The following is a 21,661-nucleotide window of genomic DNA, read 5'->3' as shown; positions in this document are numbered from 1 at the left end:
CTGCTAACGACATCGACACCCCCAAACCTATGGTAAGGGGTGTCGGTGCATGCCTGAGATGATGTCAACTGGCCGGAAGGCATTTGACGGTGACCTTGTAGCCATAGCCATCACGCTGATGGGTGGTGTTCTTCAAAGTCCACTTGTTTTTCTTTGCCTTGTTTTTTCGGGCTGCGACCGCGTCCAGCTCAAAGTAGGCTTTGGCAGACACCGTCCAGGTTTTGCCGAGGGCCACAGATTTCTTCATGCCACTCTTGATCTTCTTGTCCAGATTGAGCGAGCAGGCCTGAACCGGGTCCCAACCTTGCCACTTGATTCTCTTCAGAGGGATCGTCGGCTTGTAGGAGATTGAAACGGTGCGTTTCGATCCTGAACCGACATCGCGATTCTGAAAACTCTTGCTCCAAAGCGACCCATCGCCCTCGAAGTAAAGCACGTTTTTGAACGAGCCAACCTTCATCGCGACAATGCGCTCGCCGTTGGTCGCCTTGCCGTAGAGGCGCAGCAGGAAGCGATGCGACTTGGATTTGATCTTGGTGTAATTGTAGGAGCTGGCGGAAACTTCGACAGGAATGACGTCGATGCCGTCGCGTTTGACTTCAACCTTCTCAATCCAGTCCTTGGCCAGTGCACCTGTTGCGAGGCTGGAAAAGGCTACGGTTATAAAAAGGGTCTTGGCAATTTTCTTAAACATAAAAAGTCCTCAATCGGGGTTAATCGGCCCACTGACGAGCACTCTAGGTGTTCGGGTTTGAACTGTTTCTGAGCGGGGCGTTTATCTCGTATTCACATTCCATTCGCCTGGGCCGAGAGGTGTCGGCCAGATCGATGCATTGTCCAATTGGGCAAAACGTTTGTGCCGGAAAGGCATCTTGTGCCCCTATTTGTGAGCCCGTACCATCTGCTGGCGATTGTCGAAGGTGAGGGAAACGGGAACGCGATGCAGACAAATTTCACTGCGGAACAGCTGAAAGACCGGCATGTTGCGGAATCTGAAAAAATTCTGCGCAAATGCGTGCATTGCGGTTTTTGTACCGCGACCTGCCCAACCTTCACATTGCTGGGCGATGAGCTGGACAGTCCCCGTGGGCGGATCTACCTGATCAAGGACATGCTGGAGAACGACCGGCCGGCAGACGAGAAGGTCGTCAAGCATATCGACCGTTGCCTGAGCTGCCTGGCCTGCATGACAACCTGTCCTTCCGGGGTGCATTACATGCATTTGGTCGATCATGCCCGGGCGCATATTGAAAAGACCTACAAACGCCCCTTGTCCGACCGTTTGATGCGTTCGGTTCTTTCGTTTGTCCTGCCTTATCCAAACAGATTCCGGTTCGCTCTTATAGGTGCCTATTTCGGACGGCCGTTGGCCGGGCTCTTGAAGTCATTCGGTGGTCCCTTCACCAAAATGGGCGCAATGCTGGAATTGGCACCGTCAAGAGCGCCGATGCGTGGCCAGTTGGAGGGGCCAGGTGTTTTTTCGTCAAAACAGAAAAGCCGCAAAGGACGGGTGGCACTGTTGAGCGGGTGCGCCCAGCCAGTGCTGAACCCCGGCATCAACGATGCAACCATCCGGCTGCTGCAACGCTCCGGTTATGAAATTGTCTTGCCGAAGGGTGAGGTCTGCTGCGGTGCTTTGGTGCACCATATGGGCAAGGAAGAAGCCTCGCTTGAAAATGCCCGTCGCAACGTGGACGTCTGGTCGGCGGAAGCTTCGGGCGAGGGACTTGATGCAATCCTCATTACCGCATCAGGCTGCGGCACGACGATCAAGGACTATGGCTACATGCTGAAAGATGACCCTGTCTACGCTGAAAAAGCTGCGCGGGTTTCAGCTCTTGCAAAGGATGTGACCGAGTTTCTGACCGGGGTTGATCTTGGCGAGCCGCAGGTGCGACAGGACCTGAAGGTTGCCTACCATTCGGCCTGTTCCATGCAACATGGCCAGAAAATCACACGCCAGCCAAAGGACCTACTGAGCGCCGCGGGTTTTCAGGTGAAAGAGGTGCCTGAAGGACATTTGTGTTGTGGGTCGGCTGGAACCTACAACATTCTTCAGCCGGAGATCGCCCAGAAGCTGCGCGACAGGAAGGTCGCCAATATTGAAAGCACCGGACCCGATGTCATCGCAACAGGCAATATTGGCTGCATGACCCAGATCGGTCTGGGCACGCACATACCTATCGTGCATACGGCGGAACTGCTGGACTGGGTTTACGGGGGGCCGGAGCCCGAAGGTCTCGCTCCGGTTCTGCACGCACCTGAAGCCGCAGAATAGCTGAGCCGATTTAGCTCTCGCGGGTGCCGAGCTGCACCGGGGTTTTGTCTTTCTCGTCGTCGACGCTTTCACCCGCCAGTCTGAGTGTGCGTTCCAGAAGCTGTTCGTAAATGGGTCGGCCACCGAGGTGATGCGCCGTCAATGAGGCTGTCGTGCAGGTCACCAGAACCGGCATGATCAGCGCATAAGCGCCCGTCAATTCCATCACCAGCACGACGCCTACGAGCGGGGCGCGGACTGAGGCTGCAAAGAAACCGCCCATGGCAGCAACAGCACAGGCAGCGCGGAAATCCGATTCGATCGGCAGCCATTCAACCGAGGCGACGCCAAACGCGAGACCGGCGCAAGTGGCGATCGATAGCATGGGCGCAAAAATGCCGCCGGGAACGCCGGAGGCATAGGAAAACAAAACCCCGCCGAAGCGCAGCAAGGTCAGCAGCAACAGCGCATAGACACCGTAATTGCTGGCAATCAGATGATGAACAAGATCCTCGCCGCCGCCTGTTGCATCCGGAAAGGCATTCAGAAGAATACCGGTCAGTGCGCCGATAGCCAGGGCGGGAAGCCAGCGCAACCCTTTGGGAATGCGCAGGAAAAGGTCCATTACCGTGATCAGCGCATAATTGAAAAAGACACCGAGTGCGCCGAGAAAAATCCCGAGAAGGCCAAGCAGCAGAAAACTCCAGACGGGAATGTAGCTGACTTCAACGAGAAGGATAGGGCCTATATGTGTCAATTCCTCCATCACGGCGGCGCTGAGGATCGACGCGATGATAACCGCCATGTAGGTCCGGTAGGAAAAGGGAAACTGCCGTCTTGTCTCTTCAACAATGAATAGGATCGCCGCCAGGGGAGCGTTGAAAGCGGCAGCCAATCCGGCAGCTGCACCGGCTGCCAGCAATCCCTTGTGCTCGGGCGCGGTCACGTTGCCCGATCTTGAAATCGCCTCGGCTGTCATTGCTCCCATGTGGATAGTGGGGCCTTCACGCCCCAGAACCAGGCCGGAACCGAGTGCAAGCAGACCGCCAAAAAACTTGGCCACGAGAACCCGGGCCCAGTTGAGCGGCCGTTTGTCTTCCATAGCGCCTTCAATTTCCTGAATGCCGCTGCCAGCAGCTTCCGGGGCGACGCGTTGAACAAGTAAGAACGCACCCGTTACACAAATCGCCGATATGCAAATTGAAACCAGATAGGGCAGATAGCCGGAGCCTAGCGAAGCCCTGAGAGCACCATATTGGGCAAACATAAATTCCAGCCCGGAATGAAACCCCGTGGCCAATCCTCCGACAAGCAGACCGACAAGCGCCGCCTTCACAAAATAGGCCGCGTCGGAACGTGCAGAAAAGGATTTGGAAGGTTCTGTCATGCCACGGGCCGGAAAAACTTCGGTTGTTGCTCAATGGGGAATGAGCAGTCTGAAAGACAAACTGCAGACAAACCAGCCTGTGTGCAAGGCTTGCGCAGGATTGCAAAAGGAAAACGCGCAGGAAGACACCTGCGCGTTTCTTGATCGACGAACTCTTTTTAGAGAATTCAGGGCTCAGATTACGTGCACCCTTGTGCCAACTTTAACCCGCTCATAAAGGTCCATCACGTCTTCGTTGCGCATGCGGATACATCCGGAAGATACAGCATGCCCGATGGTCCACGGCTGATTTGATCCATGGATACGGTAAAGTGTCGAACCCAGGTAAAGCGCACGCGCACCGAGCGGGTTTTCCGGTCCGCCAGCCATGAAGGCAGGCAATTCCGGGCGACGTTTGCGCATCGCTGCCGGTGGGCGCCAATCCGGCCATTCGGCCTTGCGCGTAACCTTGTGGGATCCGGCCCACTCAAACCCCGGCTTGCCGACACCGACACCATAGCGGCGGGCGGTCCCGTCATTTTGCACCAGGTAAAGGTAGCGTGCGTTGGTGTCGATCACGATCGTGCCCGGCTTGTGCTTGCCGTGATAGTCAACAACGGTTGGCAGGAATTGCGGGGCAACCTGACGGCTTTGCGGCTGACGCGCCTGGCGTTGCGGTTGCTGACGAACCGGCTGCTGGCGTGGTGACCACCAGTTAGCCCGGCGAACCTGCGGCTGGACCACCTGGCGACGTTGCACAGGCGCGGCCACACGGCGCTGCGCGCGGGGCTGAAGTTGCAACACCCAGGGTTCAGTCAGGTTGGGGCTCAAAACGAGCGGAGGTGGCGATACCTGACCGGCCAACGCCTTGGTGCCCGGAAAACCGGTAACAACGACCAGGGCGCCAACGGCAACCAAAGCCAGACTCGAAACTTTTTTCATAAGGAACATGGCAGCACTCATAAACTTGTCATCGACCACGTTCACCGGCATTTACAAGTACCGGTTAACGGATTGGCAAGGATGATAAGCGCTGCCACTCAGTCAAAAGTGAATCTGACTTAGAGAAACGAAGTAATTGTTTCTTATGGTTATTTTTTGGTTGAAGAACAGGCTTAACAAAATACTATCGATCGCATTGCGACGTAGTGAATCAATTCAATCGATATTGAATCTTTTGCTCTTTCAAGGAAACCTTGGTTAACGAACACGGCGTCGCGCATCCCGAGCAACAATCGGCAAGATGTCCTTGGTCTGTTGTTTTGACATACCGGGTCTTATGCGCGGGTCGTAGAGCATATTGAGAATCAGCTGGTCGAAAACCGTAAACCTGCTGTGCCGGGAAGAATCGTTAAAGACGGAATGGGTCAGGGCGGCGTCGTCATTCATGGGCCCCAGCCCTTGAAGAAGTTCTTCGACAAGGCAGCGCCGAAATAAAAACTCGCCTTCGTCCGAAACGATGACCGCAGCCGATCTCTTGATGCCATTTCGACCTGAGACAACACGGACAAGGCATCTGCCGGGTACCCTTGCGCGATCATTTTTATAAATGTCTTTGCGCACAACAGGTTCGTACTGAACCCTGTCGACAACATAGACCTCAAAATTTGCGCTTGCCCGGTCGTTCGTGATCGCCGTCGTCAGGCCACCCACTCTTTTGCCGATTTCCTTTACGAAGCGGTTCACGGTCTTTCGACGGTCGCGGGCGGAAAGATTATGAACATAGAAAAGCACCGGACGCGTGAACTTCTTCACCAGATAGGGCCGCCAGCTCCAGCTACGATATTCTAGACCAAACACGGTCTTTTCGAATCCATCCATGATTTCTTCCATGGAAAAGGATTCATTCGCCGACTTTGCCGGAGACGAAAAAAAGAATCCGGTCATCAAAAGAATCAGCAGATTGGCGTGCAGGTTTTTCATCTGGGAATGGGCCGCTTCACCATCACATTGGGGCAGGCAGGAGCCGGACCGGTTTTGCAGTGTCGTTCGTTGTCATACGCCAAGTCATTCCCTTGTTCTTGTCGCGGGAGGATAGCCAAAGCACCTCAATGAGGAAAGCGATTAAACGGTTTCCCGGGTGCAAAGCGTCGGTCCATTTGCTCCCAGAACTGAAAAAACAATTCTTTAAACTTCCGCTGTTAAAGATGGATCTCGCAGCGATTTCAATCGCCAAAGGGGCTAGGGACGGGAGTAAGCATGGCCGCGGTGAAAAGATCCTTTCGAGCGGAAAGCTTGATACGTATGAATGCAGGGGCGAACGACGACCCCGGATATGCTGAAGAACGCCGTCACCAGGAAGTCTTGGCGGAAATTGCCAGTCTGAAGGCCATGATGCGCAAGGGTGCTGGAGAACAGCAGGCCCTCGACCCGGAGGAAATGGGTGCGAAATTCATGTCCGAGTTCCGCAAGGAACTGTCGGAGGCTGCCAAGCTGAAGGTCGAGCTGGACGCAATGTATGAAGCGATCGCTCAGACCAAGAAGGAAATCGCTACACTGCATCACACGACGGGTTCCAAGGGCGAAGAAATGACCCGGGTGACCAATGAGCTCGATGCTGTCGTGGTTGGAACGGAAGGCGCGACTGAAACGATTCTTGCTTCGGCAGAATTTATTGACGAGACCGCCAACACGCTGTCTGCACGCGTTGACGCTGCGGATGCCGAACTTGCGAATGACATCCAGGAAAAGGTCATCAGCATCTTTGAAGCCTGTAACTTCCAGGATCTGACCGGACAGCGCATCACCAAAGTGGTCGCGACACTTCGATTTGTGGAAGACCGGATAATCCAGATGATGGATATCTGGGGCGGCATCGAAACCTTCAAGGAATTCGAAGTCGAAGAGCGAAACCTCAAGGAAGGCGACGCTGCTCTTCTCAACGGCCCGGCGCTGGAAACGGACGCCGACGTTGCGACGCAGGACGACATCGACGCACTGTTCGCCTGATCAGCAGTCACATTGCTGGAGAAACGAAAAAGCCTGGCTGTCTGCCGGGCTTTTTCTTGTTTGCCTCCACCGGTTTTGTTGCTGCCTTGCCAACACGTTCAAATTGGCCTAACAGATAGAGAACAAACAGTGAATATTGAGCAGGCCATGACCGAACAGAAAAGCACATCAGCAGCAAAGCCTGAACCGGATCCGGATACCGGGTTGATTGTGGGGGCGGATGGGCTAAGCCGTTGCTGGTGGTATGGCGGTCTGGAGGATTACCAGCGCTATCACGACGAAGAATGGGGCTGGCCGGTAGATGACGATCGTCGGCTTTTTGAAAAGATCTGCCTGGAGGGGTTTCAATCAGGCCTTTCCTGGCTAACCATTCTGCGCAAGCGCGAAGGGTTTCGCGCGGCGTTTGCAAATTTTGAATTCGAACGCGTGGCAAAATTTACCGACAAGGATGTCGAGCGTTGCCTGAATGACAGCGGAATTGTTCGCCATCGCAAGAAGATCGAATCGACCATCAACAATGCAAACAGGGCGCTCGAACTGAGAAAGGAATTCGGTTCGCTGGCAGCCTATTTCTGGTCATTTGAGCCCAAGCCTGAAGATCGCCCGGAAAAAATTGATTTTCCAACTGCAAAAACGCTCGGCAAGACCGCCGAAAGCACAGCGCTGTCCAAGGATCTCAAAAAACGCGGCTGGAGCTTTGTGGGTCCAACAACCGTTTACGCCTTCATGCAATCCATGGGCATGGTCAATGATCATCTGGAAGGATGCTTCTGCAGGGAAAAGATCGAGAAGGCCAGGGCCGACTTCAAGCGACCGGTCTAAAGCTGGTTTAACCTAACTGCCGACCTTTTCCTGCAAAGGTGCGAACAACTTGTTTTCCTTGGAGAAAACATAATCCAGTGTCTCGACGGTGACAGTGTCGGCGCCTTCCGCGATCAGCAGCTGTGCGCAATCCGCAACAGCATCTTTCGGGCACAGCACACTGACATGGTTCATGTCATCGCTTTCAGAAAAGCGCTGCAAGGCCCCGACGTGGCTTACGGCTCTAAGGGCTTGTGTCCGATCATCGACCACGGCTTTGACCAGCTTGACATCGCGTGCGGCCTCTTCCGCGGCAATCCGGTCGAGAATGGCGCGGGCTCCCGTCAATGCCTCGTCTGACCAGTCTGCGTTCAGGGACGCCACCAGGTTGGCCTGGCTTTTCAACATGACACCGTCAGAGAGTATCTTCAGATTGTTGGCCTGAAGCGTGGAGCCTGTGGTGGTGATGTCGACGATCAATTCCGCAGACCCGGCCGCTGGTGCACCTTCCGTCGCGCCCGCACTCTCCACGATCCGGTAATCGGCTATGCCGTGATTTGCAAAGAATGATCTGGTCAGGTTGACGTATTTCGTGGCAACCCGAAGCCGGCTTCCATGGCGGTTTCTGAAATCAGAGGCAACATCGGAAAGATCCGCCATCGTCTCGACATCAATCCAGGCCTTTGGAACAGCGACCACGACATCCGCCGGCCCGAAACCAAGTGGTGTAACGATGTGCACGGTCGCGCCCGGATCTGCGATATTCTCGTGCACAAGGTCCAGGCCGGTGACGCCGAAATGTACCGCACCGTCTGAAAGCGCACGGGCGATCTCCGAGGCGGAAAGAAACGCGATCTCGACACTGTCGAGGCCTTTGATGGCGCCGCGATAATTGCGGGCGCCGCCCGGTTGCAGAACTTTCAGACCTGCACGGCCGAAGAAATCATGCGTTTTTTCCTGCAAGCGGCCCTTGGAAGGGATGGCGATGATCAGTTTGCTCATGTGTCAGCCCTCAACGCTCGCTGCAATCCGGTCCAGCCACATGGAGAACCCGATTGCCGGAACATCCTCCTCAGCACCAAGCAGATTGACCAGCTTGTCGTAGCGACCGCCGCCGACAAGCGGACCTTCCACGGTTTTTTCGGAAGCGTGTATCTCGAAGACGAAACCGGAATAGTAGTCCAGACGCCGGCCGAACTCGGCAGCAAAACTCAGGCGCGTGGGGTCGATGCCCTTTCGGTCAACAGCCATCATCCGCTGCTCGAATGCAGCAAGTGGCTTGTCGAGGACAAGGCCGAAATCCTTGCCGAACTGGCGAAGGACCGATGCAGCATGTGCACCGTCGGACTTCAGCGTGAGATACGCAGAAAGCGTTTTTGCTGCTTTGTCATGACCGCGAGCACCTCTTGCAAGCGCAGCCTGTTCAAGAAAACGATCTGCGATTTCACTGGGAGTGCGCCCACCGACAGCGGATATCCCTGCAATGGAAAGAAGATCTTCAACAACCGCGTGCGCTGCTTCAGGATCAGCACCTTCCATGGCGGATAGAAAACCAAGGCGGACATCCCGGCCTTCATCGTCGGAAACGGTACCACCCGCCATTCTGTCGATTGCAGCTGAAAGCTTGTCGGTTTCACCAAAGAGGTCGCGCAGACGTCGGCGCCAGACGCTTGGAAGCTCCAGTCCGTCGAGAACGGCGGCAAAAAGGGTTTCATCACCAACGCGAATAGTGTTTTCCCGGACCCCGAACGTCTCCAGCGCATTGACCGAGAGCGCCAACAGGTCAGCATCGGCTTCGCTTGTGTCGGTCCTCCCCAGGCTTTCCGCCCCGAGTTGAGGTATTTCGCCGAGGCCGGCTGGTCGCTGCCGAAACACAGGGCCATTGTAACAATAGGCAGCAGGTAGGCTCACCTGATCTTGCGCCAGGTGATGACGGCAAACCGGTATGGTGAAGTCAGGTCTGAGGCAAAGATCTAGACCGTCCGAACCGTTCGTCAGATAAAGTCGGCGTCGAATATCTTCGCCTGTCAGATCCAAAAAGACATCCGCAGGCTGAAGGATCGGCGGATTGACTTCCGTATGACCGGCCGCCTTGAAGAGTTCAAGCACCGCATCGATTTTCGACGGATCGGGTCTGTTCATCTGTGCCGAGCCATTCATGGCTTACTCCTCGCCGGCCCGTCTGCGATCATCGGCTTGCCCATCCAACAGTTCCTTCACGGTCGCGACAAGTTCAGATACCTTAACCGTGACCTGAGCCGGGCGGCTTTCGCGCCAGGTGATGTTGTCTGCGATTTCTTCCGACAAACGTTTGCCTTCAATAAGGTCCTTGATCTGGATCTCCCCGGCCTCGCGCTCATCCGAACCCTGGATGATAGCGATGGGACAGCCACGCCGGTCAGCATATTTCAGCTGATTGCCGAATTTCTTCCAGTTGCCCTGATACATCTCTGCGCGAACACCGGCGGTGCGCAGATCCTGAACCATTTTCTGGTATTTCCCAAGGGCAGCCGTGTCGCCATCCATGACGGTCACCAGCACCGGAGCTACCATGTCAGCAGTGCCGAGCTTGCCCAGGTTCTTCAATGCCGTCATCAGTCGGGAGACACCGATAGAGAACCCGGTTGCCGGTACATCGCGTCCGGTGAAGCGTTTGACCAGGCCATCGTAGCGTCCGCCACCACCAACGGAGCCGAATTGAACCACTTCGCCCTTCTCGTTGGTGACATCAAACAGGAGCTCGGCTTCATAGACAGGGCCGGTATAATATTCCAGACCACGGACAACCGATGGATCGATCTTGATCCGGTCTTCGCCATAGCCGCAACTGGCAAAGATAGCAGCCATTGTGTTGAGTTCAGTGATTCCGTCGTTCTCAATGCCGCCTGTTCCGGAGAGAAAGGCAACAAGCGTGTCTATTGCGCCCGGCTCCAGACCAGCGCCTTTGGTAAAGTCGCCGCTTTCGTCCTTGCGGCCTTCGCCGAGCAGAAGACGGACGCCCTCAACACCGAACTTGTCGAGCTTGTCGATGGCCCGCAAGACGGTGAGGCGTCGTTCTTCGTGTGTTTCACCGCCAAGGCCCACACTTTCCAGAACGCCGTCCAGGACTTTGCGGTTGTTGACGCGGATGACATAGTCGCCGCGCGGAATGCCGAGGGCTTCCATTGTGTCAGCCATCATCATGCACATTTCCGCATCTGCCTGCACACCAGGAGCGCCGACTGTGTCGGCATCGAATTGCATGAACTGACGGAACCTGCCTGGACCGGGCTTTTCATTCCGAAACACCCAGCCAGAGCGGTAGGTGCGATACGGAAGCTGAATTTCGTTGATGTTTTCAGAAACGTGCCGGGCAAGTGGTGCCGTGAGGTCGTACCGAAGGCTCATCCACTGTTCGTCTTCATCCTGTACGGAGAAGACACCGGCGTTCGGTCTGTCGGTGTCGGGAAGAAATTTTCCGAGACAGTCGGTGAACTCAAAGGCAGGTGTTTCGACAGGGTCGAAGCCATATTGCTCATAGACTGCGCGGATATTGGCCAGCATCTCATCCGTTGCGCGAATGTCGTCAGCAGTGCGGTCAACGAAGCCACGCGGCAAGCGGGCTTTCAGTTTGTTCGGTTTCTTGGCCATGAAGTCTTTTGATCCTGGCGAGTTCCCGGCGGGCCGGCGTCAGTCGGCAAACCGCCCGGTATTTGTGATGTTGCGGTTGTCCTATAAGAAACAGGTCACAAGGGCAAGACGGGCGAAAGCGCCAGATGTCACAAGGATTTGCTCACCTTGGCCCTCGGATTGACGCAAAGCTGTCGGATTGCCTTGTTTGCTTCACAGTTCCCGTTAAAAGGGCTCTGCCGGGGTGGACTGAGACCAGGGACATTGCGGCCAAAGGCTGAAGGCTCCAGTTCTTGTTTTCGAGTATTTAATCTCTGGCGGGCTATGGTCACCGGCAAATTGTGAGAATTGCGGCTGCTTGATCTGCCAGGGCGGATAAGATGACAGCGGATAAGGTTTGAGATGGACAGTGCAGTGCAAATGGAAGACAGCAAGGCCAAGGACGTTGGTATGCCGGCAACTGCACAGTCCGCCGAACTCAGTGTAATCTTGCCGAGTTTCAACGAAGCTGCCAATATTCCGATCCTTGTCGGGCTTCTGGATACGGCGCTGAAGGGCGTTCGCTGGGAAGCGATTGTCGTCGACGATAACTCGCCGGACGGAACAACCAAGGTTGCGCGCGACATTGCCGCAAGAGACGCCCGGGTCCGCGTGATCCGCAGGATCGGAAGACGCGGCCTGTCCGGAGCCTGTATCGAGGGCATACTCGCATCTTCAGCTCCATTTGTCGCCGTGATGGACGCCGATCTGCAGCATGATGAAACCATGTTGCCCAAGATGCTGGATGCCTTGAAAAAGGATGACACCGATCTTGTGGTCGCCAGCCGGAAAGTTGACGGTGGCACGGTTGGCGAAGGTCTGTCTTCGATACGTGCGTGGGGTTCCAATATCGCAAATGGTCTGGCGCAGAAGCTTCTCAATGTGACACTGAAGGATCCGATGAGCGGTTTCTTCATGGTCAGGCGCGAAAAGGCGGAAGCTCTGGCACCACAGCTTTCACCGCAAGGTTTCAAGATCTTGCTTGACCTGGTGTCCAGCGCGAACGGAGCGTTGAAAATCAAAGAGCTTCCGTTCACCTTTCGCGAGCGGCAACATGGCGAAAGCAAGCTCGATACGCTTGTGACACTGGACTATTTCGGCCTGCTCCTTGCCAAATATTTCGGTGATGTTGTCTCCGTTCGTTTTCTGATGTTCGGGCTTGTCGGTGCCAGTGGCCTTGTCGTGCACCTTGTGGCCCTGCGTCTGTTCCTGCTGGGCGACATGGAATTCAATCTTGCTCAGACGGCAGCGTCTTTTGTGGCGATGACATCCAACTTCTTTTTGAACAACCAGCTGACCTATCGCGACCGGCGCTTGAGCGGTGTGCAGGCCGTGATAGGCCTGTTCACTTTCTATGCCGTCTGCTCTGTGGGCGTGTTGGCCAACGTCGGTGTCGCGAACCTGATGTATGCCGATCCGGCCTATTGGTGGTTCGCAGGCACGGCAGGCGCGGTCATGGGAGCTGTCTGGAACTATGCGGCGAGTGCGGCTCTCACCTGGCGCAAAAACTGATCCGATAAAGATGACTTCACGGATGGACACAAGGAACGAGCCGATTTACCTGCGGCCGGCCGGTCTGGTGATTATCGTTGCGTTGCTGACAGCCATGAAGCTGTTCGCTGCATCACAGGCCCATTTCGTTGAGGACGAAGCCTATTACCGGATCTGGGGGCTCAATCCGGCGCTCAGCTATTTCGATCACCCTCCGATGATCGGCTGGTGGATCGCGATCGGACAAGCGGTGTTCGGTGACACGGTTTTTGCAGTCAGAGCCATGGTGGTCCTGTCCGGTCTCATCGGTTCTCTTGCTCTTTGGCGCACCACCTCGATTTTGTTCAACCGCACTGCCGCCGGCTGGGCGGTCTTGTTCCTCAACACCAGCCTGCTTGTTGGCATCGGCGGTATTCTGGCAACGCCGGACGCTCCTTCGGTCTTGTTCTGGGGCCTGAGCCTTTGGGCACTGGCCGAACTTAGTCGCTCTCACAACGCAAACTGGTGGCTGGTGGTCGGCCTGATGGCTGGCTGCGGCCTTCTTTCCAAATACTCGGTACTCTTTCTGGGTGCCGGCATTGTGCTTTGGCTTCTCTGGGTGCCGGACGCACGGCGATGGTGGAGATCTTGGCAGCTTTGGGCCGGAGGACTGATCGCACTGTTGTGTTTTGCTCCTGTGCTTTACTGGAATCATGCGCACGAGTGGGCAAGCTTCTACAAGCAGTTTGGCCGGGCGGGTGCAGGCGGCTTCACGGCAAAATATGTCTTTGAGTTTTTCGGCGCGCTGATCGGCCTGCTCAATCCATTGATTGCAATTCTCGCCGGCTTCGGCGCCTACCATATGGTGAAGGGCTTGAAAGCGAGAGATGGCGCGCCCTCACTGCTGCTCCTGAGCGTTGCTCCGTTTCTGCTCTATCTGCTCTATCACTCCTTGCACGCAAGGGTGCAGGCCAATTGGCCCGCGCCTCTTTTTCCCGCCTTTGCGATCATGGCGGCGGTGTTCGTGGCTAACGTCAAAATGCGCACACGAGTGTGGCAACGGGTCGGGGGCGTCGGGGTCCTTTTGGGGATCGTTGTTGCGTTGATCGTTCAATTGCATGCGGTTGAGCCGATCACCGGACAGTTCGCGCGGAAGGATCCGACTTTCCAATTGCGCGGGTGGCCCGCAATTGGTGCTTCGGTCCAGGCGATTGCCGATGCGGAAGATGCCGCCTTTGTTGCAACAACGAGTTACGGCCTGAACGGTCAACTGGACTTTCTTTTCAAAGACAAGTTGCCGGTATTCCAGGTGACCGAACGTGTGCGGTATCTGATGACGCCACCACCCGACATAGTTCTGCTGGAAAAACCAGGCCTTTATGTCACCGAAGATCGCCGAAACCAGGCAGATGAACTTCAGAAAGTCTTTGAAAAGGTCGAAGAAGTCGCAGAACTGGAGCGCATGGTTGAGGGGGTTCGTTTGGAACGGTTGATCGTTTACAAGATTGAAGGTCCGACCGGACCTGTTTTGGAGCCGGTCCGTTACAGATAGGACAAGCGCGGCAAATCGCTTGAGTTCACAACGGACTTGCATTGCGCGGGCGAATGACGCAGGGATGTGGCTGAATAATTGCTATTTGCCCGCCGGAATTAGATGAAGCGAATAACACTTGGTGCCTTGGATTATGGTCTCGCTTTCGGGGTTGACCGCGCCCTGCGCGAACTCGCCGAAAAGGGGCGCTTGAGTGCTGTCGGCGCACTTGTCGCAACAGAGCTTTGGCCCCGCGAGTTTCGTCCGCTGCAGGAAACGGCTGAAAAAGTCGGGAACCGGGTTCTTTTTGGGGTAACGATTGCCTTCAGTGGGGATCGAGTGGCACCAGTCAGTTCGCGCATGCAGGAAGTTTACGGTGAGAGGATGTTTAGCCGTGAAAAGCTGAATTTCCGCGCCTTGACCCGTCTGATGCCAGATGAACTACTGCTGGAAGAAGCCAAGGCACAACTGGCAAGGTACAGCGTGTTGATGAAGCGTCAGCCTGACTTCATCGCCGTTCGCGAGGGTCTGCTTTCCAGTATGTCGATTGCACGCCTTGTTCTGAAGGCCGTTGATCATGCGGACTTTGAAAAACCGCCTCTTTTGATTTCGCCCGTTCCACCGGGTTTGAAGGCACTGCGGTTGTCCCGTCTTGCCAAGGCCCACAACATGAAGCTTTTGCCAAGAGCGGAACCTTTGCCGCAAACGGATGATCGCGAAAATCTGCAGCGTCTTTTGCACAATCACTTCGATGGCATGAGCGATCTCAGCTTTGTCGCCGCAATTCCCGGCAGGGCCGATGATCGACTGAGACGCGAAGAGCCACGAAAAAAAATCGCGATCAGGGAATGTCAGTACGAGGTTTTGGCCAGTACGAGGTTTTTCCATACTCTGGACAAAAAGGACGTGTTTTTGAACTAGGATCGCTATTTCAACGAAAAAACGGCCCTGCGGGGAACAGAGCCGTTTTTCGTGGAGGCCTGGAAGGGGGGAGGGGCGACCCCGCTTCCATGACTTTAGATATAGGGTTATTTTGCTTGATTGCACGTGATGAACATCACAGGATTGCGACTGATCCAAAAAAGTTCGTCGCGGCAGCGCTGTTGGCAGGGGGTAGGTGTGGCGGAAATTAAAGATTTTTTGAAGAACAGCTTTTCACTTGAGGGGCTGGATCCGGAATTGGCTGTCGGGCTGTCTCGGCTTGCACGGCCCATGAAGATTGCTGCTGGAACAATTCTTTTTGAAAACGGCGACCCGGGCAATGGTTGTTATGCCGTGCTGGAAGGGTCGTTGAAGGTGTCGCTATTGTCCGTCGAGGGCGACGAACAATTGCTGGCCGTTCTCGGGCCGGGCGACCTTGTCGGCGAACTGGCGCTTCTGGATGGCAGGCCCCGCTCGGCGACAGTGAGCGCTTTGAAAGAGGCGCAACTCGCCTTCATTGACAAGGCGGCGTTCCAAAGGTTCTCGGACGAGCACCCGGCTGTTTATCGTCATATGCTGTCAATTGTCGGCAAGAGACTACGGCACGCCAATGACGTTTTGGCCGCACGCTCGTTCCTGCCGCTTCCCGGCAGGGTTGCGCAAACTCTGCTGCAATTGGCAGAAACCTTCGGCAAACCTCTCGACGACGGCCGAATGCTGATCCACTACAAGCTCAGTCAGGCCGACATCGCCAATATGGCCGGCGCTGCGCGCGAGAATGTCAGCCGCGTGCTCAATGACTGGAAACGGGCCGGAACGATCAGCCGGATCTCTGGCTATTATTGTCTTGAGCAGATCGAGTTTCTCGAACAGGCTTCAACGCTTTAGCCAGTGGCGTCCAACAGTCTTGCTTTCTGTGTCCCTGCGAGGATTGAAGCCAGGGTCTGTCCATTCAGGCTGTCCAGAAATGCTTCTGCAGCCTGTGCCATTGCACTCTTCAACGCGCAGCGTGGCAGGAAAGCGCAGGCTGCAGTTGACCCGGGTTTCAGGCAGGCGACCACGCCAAGGTCTGGCTCGATCAGCCGAACGACATCGCCAAGCCGGATTGCCTCCGGCGATTTTGCCAGCCTGATGCCACCGCCACGACCGCGAGTGGTTTCCAGATAGCCGCCCTTTGCAAGGTGGGCGACGATCTTCATCACATGCGATTTTGCCAGCCCCAGCTGTTTGGCAAGCTTTTCGACGGTCTGCGGATTGTCTGACTGTCCGGTGGCCATGAGTATTCTCAAGGCAAAATCACTGGCCTGACTGAGGCGCATGGCAGCTTCCCGTAAAACATTCATCTCAGATGTTGATTTTAGTATGAGCTTGTGTCATTTAAAAGATGCATCTTAAATGAATGTTTGGAGAAGATGATGCAGACCGGCAAACCCTCTAGCCGTCGCGACAGACCGCCCGTGATCGACAAGGGCGATCGCCTGCAACGTTATGAACACGTGGACGAACAATCGATTCACGTGATGGTCCAGACATTCTATGGCTGCGTTCGCGAGCATCCGCGACTAGGCGAAATCTTCAACAGTCGGTTGGACGGAAAGTGGGATGAGCATCTGCCGAAAATGGAAGCATTCTGGCAGTCTGTTCTCATGAAGAACGGCGCTTACAAAGGAAAGCCTGTACCGGCTCACCTCAAGCAAAAGGAACTTGTGAGTGCGGACTATGCCTTGTGGCTTGGTGTGTTTCGCCCTGTTGTGCGCGAGCTGTTCGTGCCCGACCTTGCTGACGAAATCATCGCGGTTGCAGAGCGTATCGCGCAAAGCCTGTGGCTGGCGACTTTTGGATTTGCCGGAGCAGTGCCCCCACCTGAACTCACCTCGAAACAGGACTGGATCGGATCATGTTGATCGCAATCGTGCTCGTTGCCGAGGTGCTTGTCGTTGTCTGGTTCGCCGTTTTTTCCCTGATGTTGCTGTCGATGTATTTGGATTCGCGCGACCTGCCGATGCCACGGCTCGACACGGCGGGCCGATCCCTGATCGGCAGTGCAAAGGCAGCGTTCATCACTGGAATGTTGGCACTCGCAATCCTGACGGTGATTGAGATCCCCGGTTTTGCTTGAAAAAGGAGTTTCCTTCACATGCGCAAGAACTTGCTGCAGCGCGGCCTGCCGATTGTCCTGATCTGGATCGCTGCACCATTACCCCTCTGGATCATGGCAATCATGATGCTGGTGATTTGAGTGACTTTGATCAAGTAGCACTTGTGATCTCTGCCGCGGTGGGTAGTCTCGACCTGTCTGAAAAAGGAGGGGCTCGGCCGTGACCGAAAACAAACCGAATGGCGATCTGACATTGCGAACAATGGCGATGCCAGCTGACACCAATGCTTCAGGTGACATTTTCGGTGGCTGGGTTTTGTCGCAAATGGATTTGGCCGGCGGTATTGCTGCCGGTCAAAGAGCAGAAGGCCGCGTCGTTACGATTGCGGTCGACAAGATGAAATTCATTCGTCCCGTTCATGTCGGTGACGTTTTGTGTGTCTATACAGAAGTGATCCGCGTTGGACGTTCTTCCATGGAAATCAGGTTGGAAGCCTGGGCTCTGCGGCATCGGTATGGACACCGTGAAATGGTCACGGAAGCCATATTCACGATGGTAGCCGTCGACGACGGTGGCAAGCCGCGTCCCGTTCCCAACAACGATTGACCAAATCTAGCGTTCAGACAGGTGACGGTTGACAATGTCGGCGAACAGATCCTCGTCGACCGCACATGTGCAACCATTTGCCCAAAGCTGCAGAAGGCTCTTCAGCCGGTTCAGACGTTCATCCGGGTGCAGGGCCGCCTTGTGTCGGGGCAATCCACCGACAATACGCAAAGACTTGATGCGTGCCAGAACACAGTCTTCGGCAGCCCGCTGCCAGATTGACGCTTCGGCGAGTTCGGCATGAGCACCAAGATGATGCTCGATCAAGTCCGCCGCACGACCGGCAAAAGGCTGTTGAGACAAAAAATCCTCCATCGGTTGCCCGAGGAGGACTGGCGCATGCTATTGAACCGCTTGGTTGCCGGTTAACCCGATGTGAGGGTCTTTCCAGCCGCATCCCTATTGCGGGGACCACCTTGCCCGGTTCGGCAGGTTGGCGAGGGCGCCAGCCCTTCTCTTGATGATGTCGGGCTTATGACATGTCTTCTCGCCAATGGCAAGCGGCGAGCCGATGACAAATTCATTTGTGATTTCAATGTTACCAGCGCTGAGAAGGCTCTGATAGCTTCGTTATTGCTTTCGGTCGTAGTCAATTCGCCCGTCGACCAGATGAACACGCCGTTCCATGCGATTGGCCAGATCCATATCGTGCGTGACAGCGATAATGGTGGTCTGCTGGGTTTCGACGATCTTCTGCAGGCTTTCAAAAACCTGCTCGGTAGCAACGGAATCGAGGCTTCCCGTGGGCTCGTCTGCGAGTATCAGGTCTGGCGAATTTGCAAGCGCTCTGGCGACAGCCACACGCTGGCGTTGACCACCGGAAAGTTGCTCTGGTCGACGGTTCAGAAAGTCCTCAAGTCCCAGCCCGGCCAGAAGGCCTTCCGCATGTTCATGCTGTTCCCGTGGCGGCAGCTTTCCAAGCCGCTGCATCGGGATCATGACATTTTCCAGCGCTGTGAATTCCGGCAAAAGAAAATGAAACTGGAAGACGAAGCCAATCTTTTCCAATCGGATGTGGGCAAGTTCGCTGGAAGACAGACGGTCGGTTTCCGTTCCGGCGATCCATATCTCGCCCTCGGACGGCCGGTCGAGCAGGCCTAGCAGATAAAGCAATGAGGATTTTCCGGAACCGGAAGGTCCGGTGATCGCGACAAACTCCGAATGACCGATCCGCAGGCTGACATCCTGAACCAGAGTTACGGGGACGACGGCGGGCAATATTCGGGTCAGGCTACGTGTTTCCAGCAGCGGGCTCTCCCTCGGCGCGGCATCAGGTGCAGTCACGTCGCCCCCCGTATGATGTCAACGGGATTGAGACGGGCAGCCTTGCGAGCAGGGATCAGGCCGGCAATTGCGGAGGAAAACAGCGCCAGAAAGCAGGCGATCACGTAATGCAGCGTCGAAAAATAAATCGGCAGACTGGTCACCTCGACATCCGTCGTAAGTTCGAACTTTACGGTTGCGAGGTAGCTGGAAAGGCCGAAACCGAGCACTGACCCGGTGATCGCGCCAAGCACGCCGATCACGAGGCCTTCAAGGACGAAAATCTGCTGAATGTCCCTCTCCGGAAATCCGAGTGATTTCAGGATCGCGATGTCTTTTGCCTTTTCATGGACGATGGTGGACACGATGTTGAAAATGCCGAAGCCTGCCACCACCAGTATGGCACCGACGACCGTATACATGATGATGTTGCGCACGAAGAAGGCTTCCATCAGTCCTTCATTCGCTTCCTCCCAGGACACTGCCTTGTATCCGAGCTGGCGTTCGGCGCGGGAAGCGACATCGTTTGCCTCGCCAATATTTGAAAGACGAATAGAGATGCTGTTGATGATGTCGGGTTTTTCCAGAAGGATCTGGACAGCTTTCAGGGGCGCGTAAGCAAAGCCTTCGTCGCTGGCGGTGATGCCGGTGTGAAAAAGTCCGACGATCTTGAACCTTTTTGCCACACCGTTTGCCGATGTCAGTGTGACAGTGTCCCCGACATCTGCGCCGAGTCTTTGAGCAGCCTTCCGGCCAAGCACAAGACCATTTGAAGTCACCTCAAGATCCTTGAGAGACCCCTGGCGCATGTCGTCCTCGATCTTGGACACTTGGAGTTCATATCGCGGCACGACCCCGGTCAGGGTCAGGCCGATGTCCTGTCCGCTGTAGCGCAGCACCGCCTGGCCGCTCAATCGCTGTGCCATGGAACCGTTCACCCAATCGCGCAACGATGCCAAAGCCTCTGTCGGATTGCGGATACCGCGCAGATCTTCCTTCGGTCTCAGTCCGTGAAATGCAACTGCGTCAAACCGTTCGCTGGCGGGTTGCAAGGCCGGAGCACGTTGTTCGTCCTGGATCTCGACATGCGGAATTGCTTCGATCAATGTCGACATGAAATCCCGTTGAGAGCCTTCCATCAAGCCAGCCATGGCAACTGAAAAGCCAACCCCGAGTGCGACGCCAAGCGTCGACACCACCGTCTGACGCATGCGGTTGCGCACATGAGTTGCCGCGATCCTGAGCAATAGAATCATGGCTGTTTCCCGGCCTCGGTCCGGACGGTCTGCCCCGCTTTCAGGTCTGAATTATAGGGAAAGACAATTCTTGAGTTCGGGTCCACACCGTCCAAAACTTCTACAGCGCGTGTGCCACGGATTCCGGTATCGACCTGTAGAAGCGAGACAGTGTTGTCTTCAGCAATCGCCTGCACGTTTGCACCATCAAAGGCGGCAAGCGGCAATAGCAAAGTGTCGCTTTCCTCAGCCGTGACAATATTGATTTCAGCGGTCATTCCGATGCGCAAGGGTGTGTCGTCCGGCAGATCCAGATAGACACGGTAGTTCTTCAACACGGGATCGCCCATGGGCGTGATCCGTGAAACAGTTGCCATCAAGTCCCGATTTGGAAACGCGTCTGCCTTGATGAGTGCTTTCTGACCTTTGACGACTTTCGGAATGTCTTCTTCATTGACTTCCGCAATCAGCTGCAGCGGTTGGGGTTGCCCAATCCAAAACAGAACATCTCCAGGCTCTGCAACTTCACCGACCGAACCATCCTGACGCAGGATTACGCCGTCCATCGGAGCGACGATACTGTAGTCGCGCAAGCGCTCCTTTTGTGCTGCAATCATGGCATTGACGCGGATGAGTTCGCTTTGGGCTTTGTCGTAGACCTGTTGGCTGACCACCCGTCGTTCCAGGAGCTGCATGGCGCGTTGTCTGTCGGACTTGGCAAGAACCTGTCGTGCTTCCAGCTCGGCCAGTGTCGCACGGGCATCGCCACTGTCCAGCTCGGCGAGCTGGTCTCCCTTGGCGACTTCCATGCCTTCGCAACCGCAGAGAGAGGTAATGCGCTCACGGATAATGCTGGTGACTTTGGCCCAACGAACGGGTTCAACAACCGCCGTCGCGTAAACGACCTCCGCCGCACTGCCTCTATAGGGCGCAACGACTTCGACAATAGGCGGGCGCGCATTCCACCAGGAGATGCCGGCAATACCGGCAATCAGGACGATTAGAAAACCCAGATATTTCAAGACACGCATGAAGCACCTTCTTTGAAGCTTACGTCAGCATAGTGTCTTTGCAAAAGCGGGCCTTGGAATGGATCAAACTCCCCAAATTCCTTCAGTAGTGAGGTGGTTTGTCGATCTGGTGGCCCGGCAGCACGTTGTCCATCAGCTCTTCCACCTGATCAGTCATGTTTGCAAGGACGTGTTTCATTCGCTCGATCTGTTTGCCTTGCTCGATCACAACGATATTGAGTTCGTCGATGGTGTTGTTGGCGTGAGCGAGATCAATTTCAAGCTTTTCAATACGCGCTTCCCTGTCGTCCGACATCAAATTCTCCATGAAAAGGCCTGGCCCTGAGCTCAGCTTAAGGGGCTCTCCGTTTGAGCGCGCGAGCTATAAGGTGTTTGCGAGCTTCTGTCTTCTCTAATTATTCATCGGCAACTGGCGATGGGTTTAAATACGATCGCGATGTCCTATATGCGCAGCGTAATCCGGCAAAGACCATTGGAACAGAAT

Annotated in this window: 23 protein-coding genes and 1 riboswitch; of the genes, 10 read left to right on the top strand and 13 right to left on the bottom strand. The window is 55.4% G+C overall.

Going from position 1 to position 21,661, the window contains the following annotated elements; translation table 11 throughout:
- Nucleotides 1–64 precede the first annotated feature (64 nt).
- A complete protein-coding gene (locus tag K1718_RS23165; RefSeq protein ID WP_265680690.1) occupies nt 65–694 on the bottom strand; it encodes a hypothetical protein in 630 nt (209 codons plus the stop codon).
- 246 nt (nt 695–940) lie between these two features.
- On the opposite strand from K1718_RS23165, the gene glcF reads away from it, so the two are divergent.
- A complete protein-coding gene (gene glcF, locus K1718_RS23160; RefSeq protein WP_265682497.1) occupies nt 941–2,278 on the top strand; it encodes a glycolate oxidase subunit GlcF in 1,338 nt (445 codons plus the stop codon).
- 10 nt (nt 2,279–2,288) lie between these two features.
- On the opposite strand, the gene clcA is transcribed toward glcF, so the two are convergent.
- The 3 genes from clcA to K1718_RS23145 form a co-directional block, all read right to left on the bottom strand.
- Nucleotides 2,289–3,644, bottom strand: coding sequence for a H(+)/Cl(-) exchange transporter ClcA (gene clcA, locus K1718_RS23155; RefSeq protein WP_265680691.1), 1,356 nt, complete (start codon nt 3,642–3,644; stop codon nt 2,289–2,291).
- A gap of 174 nt (nt 3,645–3,818) precedes the next feature.
- The gene (locus K1718_RS23150; RefSeq protein ID WP_173006263.1) at nt 3,819–4,565 is read right to left on the bottom strand and encodes a L,D-transpeptidase; all 747 of its coding nucleotides are present in this window, start codon (nt 4,563–4,565) and stop codon (nt 3,819–3,821) included.
- 258 nt (nt 4,566–4,823) lie between these two features.
- On the bottom strand, nt 4,824–5,444 hold the full coding sequence (locus K1718_RS23145; RefSeq protein WP_209006697.1) for a DUF2927 domain-containing protein: 621 nt from the start codon (nt 5,442–5,444) through the stop codon (nt 4,824–4,826).
- A 378-nt stretch (nt 5,445–5,822) separates the two neighbouring features.
- On the opposite strand from K1718_RS23145, the gene K1718_RS23140 reads away from it, so the two are divergent.
- Together K1718_RS23140 and K1718_RS23135 are read left to right on the top strand one after the other, a co-directional pair.
- The gene (locus K1718_RS23140) at nt 5,823–6,572 is read left to right on the top strand and encodes a protein phosphatase CheZ (RefSeq protein ID WP_152503180.1); all 750 of its coding nucleotides are present in this window, start codon (nt 5,823–5,825) and stop codon (nt 6,570–6,572) included.
- Nucleotides 6,573–6,719: 147 nt separating this feature from the next.
- On the top strand, nt 6,720–7,394 hold the full coding sequence (locus tag K1718_RS23135; RefSeq protein WP_265680692.1) for a DNA-3-methyladenine glycosylase I: 675 nt from the start codon (nt 6,720–6,722) through the stop codon (nt 7,392–7,394).
- A 12-nt stretch (nt 7,395–7,406) separates the two neighbouring features.
- Here the strand turns inward: K1718_RS23135 and hisG are convergent, their stop codons facing one another.
- The 3 genes from hisG to hisS are packed head-to-tail and all read right to left on the bottom strand — an operon-like array spanning nt 7,407 to nt 11,003.
- Entirely contained in the window at nt 7,407–8,375 is a 969-nt protein-coding gene (gene hisG, locus K1718_RS23130; RefSeq protein WP_265680693.1) for an ATP phosphoribosyltransferase, read from the bottom strand.
- A 3-nt stretch (nt 8,376–8,378) separates the two neighbouring features.
- Nucleotides 8,379–9,533, bottom strand: a complete 1,155-nt coding sequence (locus K1718_RS23125; RefSeq protein ID WP_265680694.1) for an ATP phosphoribosyltransferase regulatory subunit — start codon at nt 9,531–9,533, stop codon at nt 8,379–8,381.
- 3 nt (nt 9,534–9,536) lie between these two features.
- A complete protein-coding gene (gene hisS, locus K1718_RS23120; RefSeq protein ID WP_265680695.1) occupies nt 9,537–11,003 on the bottom strand; it encodes a histidine--tRNA ligase in 1,467 nt (488 codons plus the stop codon).
- 399 nt (nt 11,004–11,402) lie between these two features.
- Here hisS and K1718_RS23115 point away from each other — a divergent pair, with 399 nt between their 5' ends.
- From K1718_RS23115 to K1718_RS23100, 4 genes are all read left to right on the top strand, one after another.
- Nucleotides 11,403–12,533, top strand: coding sequence for a glycosyltransferase (locus K1718_RS23115; protein WP_265682498.1), 1,131 nt, complete (start codon nt 11,403–11,405; stop codon nt 12,531–12,533).
- Between the two features lie 22 nt (nt 12,534–12,555).
- Nucleotides 12,556–14,043 carry an ArnT family glycosyltransferase gene (locus K1718_RS23110; protein WP_265680697.1) on the top strand — a complete coding sequence of 496 codons (1,488 nt, stop codon included), beginning with the start codon at nt 12,556–12,558 and terminating at the stop codon, nt 14,041–14,043.
- 102 nt (nt 14,044–14,145) lie between these two features.
- Entirely contained in the window at nt 14,146–14,943 is a 798-nt protein-coding gene (locus K1718_RS23105) for a ChbG/HpnK family deacetylase (RefSeq protein ID WP_152503174.1), read from the top strand.
- A gap of 198 nt (nt 14,944–15,141) precedes the next feature.
- The gene (locus K1718_RS23100) at nt 15,142–15,831 is read left to right on the top strand and encodes a Crp/Fnr family transcriptional regulator (protein ID WP_152503173.1); all 690 of its coding nucleotides are present in this window, start codon (nt 15,142–15,144) and stop codon (nt 15,829–15,831) included.
- Here the strand turns inward: K1718_RS23100 and K1718_RS23095 are convergent.
- Nucleotides 15,828–16,262, bottom strand: a complete 435-nt coding sequence (locus K1718_RS23095; protein WP_265680698.1) for an RrF2 family transcriptional regulator — start codon at nt 16,260–16,262, stop codon at nt 15,828–15,830. The two genes, K1718_RS23100 and K1718_RS23095, sit on opposite strands and share 4 nt — an antisense overlap.
- A 93-nt stretch (nt 16,263–16,355) precedes the next feature.
- Between K1718_RS23095 and K1718_RS23090 the strand changes: the two genes are divergently transcribed.
- The 3 genes from K1718_RS23090 to K1718_RS23080 all read left to right on the top strand — a co-directional run bounded on the left by K1718_RS23090 (nt 16,356) and on the right by K1718_RS23080 (nt 17,648).
- On the top strand, nt 16,356–16,847 hold the full coding sequence (locus K1718_RS23090) for a group III truncated hemoglobin (RefSeq protein WP_265680699.1): 492 nt from the start codon (nt 16,356–16,358) through the stop codon (nt 16,845–16,847).
- Complete coding sequence (locus K1718_RS23085; RefSeq protein ID WP_265680700.1) at nt 16,841–17,062, top strand: hypothetical protein; 222 nt, start codon at nt 16,841–16,843, stop codon at nt 17,060–17,062. Before K1718_RS23090 ends, K1718_RS23085 begins: the two co-directional genes overlap by 7 nt.
- Nucleotides 17,063–17,303: 241 nt before the next feature.
- Nucleotides 17,304–17,648, top strand: coding sequence for an acyl-CoA thioesterase (locus K1718_RS23080; protein WP_152504432.1), 345 nt, complete (start codon nt 17,304–17,306; stop codon nt 17,646–17,648).
- Between the two features lie 6 nt (nt 17,649–17,654).
- On the opposite strand, the gene K1718_RS23075 is transcribed toward K1718_RS23080, so the two are convergent.
- The 5 genes from K1718_RS23075 to K1718_RS23055 all read right to left on the bottom strand — a co-directional run bounded on the left by K1718_RS23075 (nt 17,655) and on the right by K1718_RS23055 (nt 21,472).
- Nucleotides 17,655–17,951: a hypothetical protein gene (locus tag K1718_RS23075; RefSeq protein ID WP_265680701.1), complete on the bottom strand. Its 297-nt coding sequence runs from the start codon at nt 17,949–17,951 to the stop codon at nt 17,655–17,657.
- A gap of 41 nt (nt 17,952–17,992) precedes the next feature.
- A riboswitch (SAM-I-IV-variant riboswitch) is annotated at nt 17,993–18,117 on the bottom strand.
- Between the two features lie 101 nt (nt 18,118–18,218).
- Nucleotides 18,219–18,932, bottom strand: coding sequence for an ABC transporter ATP-binding protein (locus K1718_RS23070; protein WP_265680702.1), 714 nt, complete (start codon nt 18,930–18,932; stop codon nt 18,219–18,221).
- The gene (locus K1718_RS23065) at nt 18,929–20,167 is read right to left on the bottom strand and encodes an ABC transporter permease (protein WP_265680703.1); all 1,239 of its coding nucleotides are present in this window, start codon (nt 20,165–20,167) and stop codon (nt 18,929–18,931) included. Before K1718_RS23065 ends, K1718_RS23070 begins: the two co-directional genes overlap by 4 nt.
- Nucleotides 20,164–21,177 (bottom strand): efflux RND transporter periplasmic adaptor subunit, encoded by a 1,014-nt coding sequence (locus tag K1718_RS23060; RefSeq protein WP_152503167.1) that lies wholly within the window; start codon nt 21,175–21,177, stop codon nt 20,164–20,166. Before K1718_RS23060 ends, K1718_RS23065 begins: the two co-directional genes overlap by 4 nt.
- An 82-nt stretch (nt 21,178–21,259) precedes the next feature.
- The gene (locus tag K1718_RS23055; RefSeq protein WP_265680704.1) at nt 21,260–21,472 is read right to left on the bottom strand and encodes a SlyX family protein; all 213 of its coding nucleotides are present in this window, start codon (nt 21,470–21,472) and stop codon (nt 21,260–21,262) included.
- Between the last annotated feature and the right edge of the window lie 189 nt (nt 21,473–21,661).

The sequence above is a fragment of the Roseibium porphyridii genome (assembly GCF_026191725.2).
Classification (GTDB): domain Bacteria; phylum Pseudomonadota; class Alphaproteobacteria; order Rhizobiales; family Stappiaceae; genus Roseibium; species Roseibium porphyridii.
The sequence above is the reverse complement of the archived record's forward strand: the minus strand, read 5'-3'. Positions and strand labels throughout refer to the sequence as shown.

Excerpts from the sequence above, each read along its gene's own strand:
- K1718_RS23165 (WP_265680690.1), bottom strand. The coding sequence starts at position 694 with ATGTTTAAGAAAATTGCCAAGACCCTTTTTATAACCGTAGCCTTTTCC.
- glcF (WP_265682497.1), top strand. The coding sequence starts at position 941 with ATGCAGACAAATTTCACTGCGGAACAGCTGAAAGACCGGCATGTTGCG.
- clcA (WP_265680691.1), bottom strand. The coding sequence starts at position 3,644 with ATGACAGAACCTTCCAAATCCTTTTCTGCACGTTCCGACGCGGCCTAT.
- K1718_RS23150 (WP_173006263.1), bottom strand. The coding sequence starts at position 4,565 with ATGAAAAAAGTTTCGAGTCTGGCTTTGGTTGCCGTTGGCGCCCTGGTC.
- K1718_RS23145 (WP_209006697.1), bottom strand. The coding sequence starts at position 5,444 with ATGGATGGATTCGAAAAGACCGTGTTTGGTCTAGAATATCGTAGCTGG.
- K1718_RS23140 (WP_152503180.1), top strand. The coding sequence starts at position 5,823 with ATGGCCGCGGTGAAAAGATCCTTTCGAGCGGAAAGCTTGATACGTATG.
- K1718_RS23135 (WP_265680692.1), top strand. The coding sequence starts at position 6,720 with ATGACCGAACAGAAAAGCACATCAGCAGCAAAGCCTGAACCGGATCCG.
- hisG (WP_265680693.1), bottom strand. The coding sequence starts at position 8,375 with ATGAGCAAACTGATCATCGCCATCCCTTCCAAGGGCCGCTTGCAGGAA.
- K1718_RS23125 (WP_265680694.1), bottom strand. The coding sequence starts at position 9,533 with ATGAATGGCTCGGCACAGATGAACAGACCCGATCCGTCGAAAATCGAT.
- hisS (WP_265680695.1), bottom strand. The coding sequence starts at position 11,003 with ATGGCCAAGAAACCGAACAAACTGAAAGCCCGCTTGCCGCGTGGCTTC.
- K1718_RS23115 (WP_265682498.1), top strand. The coding sequence starts at position 11,403 with ATGGAAGACAGCAAGGCCAAGGACGTTGGTATGCCGGCAACTGCACAG.
- K1718_RS23110 (WP_265680697.1), top strand. The coding sequence starts at position 12,556 with ATGGACACAAGGAACGAGCCGATTTACCTGCGGCCGGCCGGTCTGGTG.
- K1718_RS23105 (WP_152503174.1), top strand. The coding sequence starts at position 14,146 with ATGAAGCGAATAACACTTGGTGCCTTGGATTATGGTCTCGCTTTCGGG.
- K1718_RS23095 (WP_265680698.1), bottom strand. The coding sequence starts at position 16,262 with ATGCGCCTCAGTCAGGCCAGTGATTTTGCCTTGAGAATACTCATGGCC.
- K1718_RS23090 (WP_265680699.1), top strand. The coding sequence starts at position 16,356 with ATGATGCAGACCGGCAAACCCTCTAGCCGTCGCGACAGACCGCCCGTG.
- K1718_RS23085 (WP_265680700.1), top strand. The coding sequence starts at position 16,841 with ATGTTGATCGCAATCGTGCTCGTTGCCGAGGTGCTTGTCGTTGTCTGG.
- K1718_RS23080 (WP_152504432.1), top strand. The coding sequence starts at position 17,304 with ATGGCGATGCCAGCTGACACCAATGCTTCAGGTGACATTTTCGGTGGC.
- K1718_RS23065 (WP_265680703.1), bottom strand. The coding sequence starts at position 20,167 with ATGATTCTATTGCTCAGGATCGCGGCAACTCATGTGCGCAACCGCATG.
- K1718_RS23060 (WP_152503167.1), bottom strand. The coding sequence starts at position 21,177 with ATGCGTGTCTTGAAATATCTGGGTTTTCTAATCGTCCTGATTGCCGGT.
- K1718_RS23055 (WP_265680704.1), bottom strand. The coding sequence starts at position 21,472 with ATGTCGGACGACAGGGAAGCGCGTATTGAAAAGCTTGAAATTGATCTC.